The sequence below is a fragment of the Kineococcus indalonis genome, assembly GCF_009906395.1.
Classification (GTDB): domain Bacteria; phylum Actinomycetota; class Actinomycetes; order Actinomycetales; family Kineococcaceae; genus Kineococcus; species Kineococcus indalonis.
On the sequence record NZ_JAAALM010000636.1, the window covers coordinates 1 to 2,037 of the forward strand.

Sequence of the window (2,037 nt, forward strand, 5' to 3'; positions counted from 1 at the left end):
GGCTCGGCTTCCTGCTCAAGGTGCTCTCCGCCGCCGCCCCGCTGTCGCTGCAGGCGCACCCGGACCGCGCCACCGCGCAGCGCCGCTTCGCCGAGGAGGAGGCCGCCGGCGTGCCGCTGGACGCCCCGCACCGCCTCTACCGCGACGACGAGCACAAGCCGGAGCTGCTGTACGCCCTGGAGCCGTTCGCCGCGATGGCCGGCTTCCGCTCGCCGGCCGACGCCCGCGAGCTGCTCGCCGCCCTGGAGCTGCCGGCGCTGCCGGACGGGTCCACCGCCCTGCTCGACGGGCTGCTGGCCGACCTGGCCGGCGAGGACGCCACCGCCGCCCTGCGCGCGGCCACCGCGCGGCTGCTGACCGCCGCGGCCGGGGACGCCGCCCCGCTGGTGGGGGCCGTCGCCGCCGCCTGCCGCGAGGTGGACGACGACTCCGCCCGCTGCGTGGCCGACCTCGCCGAGCACCACCCCGGCGACGCCGGCGTGCTGGTCTCCGCGCTGCTGAACCAGGTGCGCCTGGCGCCGGGGGAGGCGCTGTACCTGCCGGCGGGCAACGTGCACGCCTACCTCTCGGGCACCGGGGTGGAGCTGATGGCCAGCTCCGACAACGTGCTGCGCGGCGGGCTGACGCCCAAGCACGTCGACGTCGAGGAGCTGCTGCGGGTGCTGGACTTCCGGGTGCTGCCCCCGCCGCTGCTGGCCCCGCGGCGCGTGTCCGCGCACGAGGTGCTCTTCGCGCCCGGGGACGTCGACGACTTCGCCCTGACCGTCCTGGACGTCGCGCCGGGCACCACCACGACGTGGGAGCGGCCCGTGCCGCGCTCCGTGCTGTGCCTGGAGGGCGAGGTGCGGGTGGCCTCGGCCGGCCCGGGGGGCGGTGAGGCGGTGCTGGCGCGCGGGTCCTCGGCGTTCGCCACCGCCGCCGAGCACCCGCTGCGCGTCACCGGCTCGGGCCGCCTGGCGGCGGCGACCCCCGGCGGCGCCTGAGCCCGCCGCCGGCCAGCGCCCGCGCCAGCACCGGCGCGGCCAGCAGCATCACCAGCAGCCGCAGCACCTGCACGCTGAGCACGAAGGTGGCGTCGGCCCCGGAGCCCACCGCGGCCGCCAGCACCGCGTACAGCCCGCCGGGGGTGGTCGCCAGGTAGGTGTCCAGCAGCGGCAGGCCCGTGGCGGCCGACAGCAGCACCGCCAGGCCGGCGCTGCCCAGCACGCCCACGACGATGAGCGCCAGCGCCGCCGGCAGCACCCGCGCCACGCTCGCCAGGCTGGCGCGGGTGAAGCGCAGCCCCACCTGCAGGCCGATGAGCGCGTACGCCAGCGCCTCCAGCGGGGCCGGCACCCGCGCCTGCCCGGCCAGCCCGCTCAGCGACAGCGCCGCCGCCAGCAGCAGCGGCCCCAGCAGCGAGGCGGCCGGCAGGTGCGCGGCCCGGCCCAGCCGGCGCCCGGCCACCCCGCAGCCGGCGACCAGCAGCAGGCCCGCCCACGCCGGGCCGCCGGCGGTCGCGCCCGCCGCCGCGTGCCCGCGCACGCCGAAGGCCACGTGCAGCACCACCGGCAGCGAGAGCACCACCACCAGCACCCGCACGTACTGCACGACCGCCACGACGCGCTCGTCGGCGCCGAGCTGGCGGGCGATGACGACCAGCCCGCTGGCCCCGCCGGCCACCAGCGCGAAGGCGCCGGTGACGGCGTCGACGTCGCGGTGCCGGCCCAGCAGGGCGCCGGTGCCCAGGCTCAGCGCCAGCGTGCCCAGGGTGACCAGCAGTACCGGCAGCCAGTGCTCGCCCAGCGCGGCGAGGGTGGACAGCTGCACGAGCGTGCCGATGGTCACGCCCACGACGGCCTGCGCGGCGGTGCCGGTGCCGCGCGGCAGCGCCAGCGGGCGCGGCACCAGCAGCGCGTCGGCGAGCCCGACCAGCAGCCCGGCGAACAGCGCCGGGGAGGGCAGGCCCGCGGCGCCCAGGCCCGCCGAGGCGGCGGCGGTCGCGGCGGCCACGGCCAGGGCGTGCAGCAGGGCGCGGGCCCCGGGCCGCCCCGGCGG

2 protein-coding genes are annotated in these 2,037 nt (G+C 79.8%); one reads left to right on the plus strand and one right to left on the minus strand.

Translation table 11 applies throughout. The features are described from left to right. The coding region (gene manA / locus GTR00_RS19770; protein WP_166613259.1) for a mannose-6-phosphate isomerase, class I at positions 1-983 on the plus strand (983 nt) is incomplete at its 5' end. Here the strand turns inward: manA and GTR00_RS19775 are convergent. Continuing rightward, the coding region (locus GTR00_RS19775) for an AbrB family transcriptional regulator (RefSeq protein ID WP_205706249.1) at positions 937-2,037 on the minus strand (1,101 nt) is incomplete at its 5' end. The genes manA and GTR00_RS19775 overlap by 47 nt on opposite strands.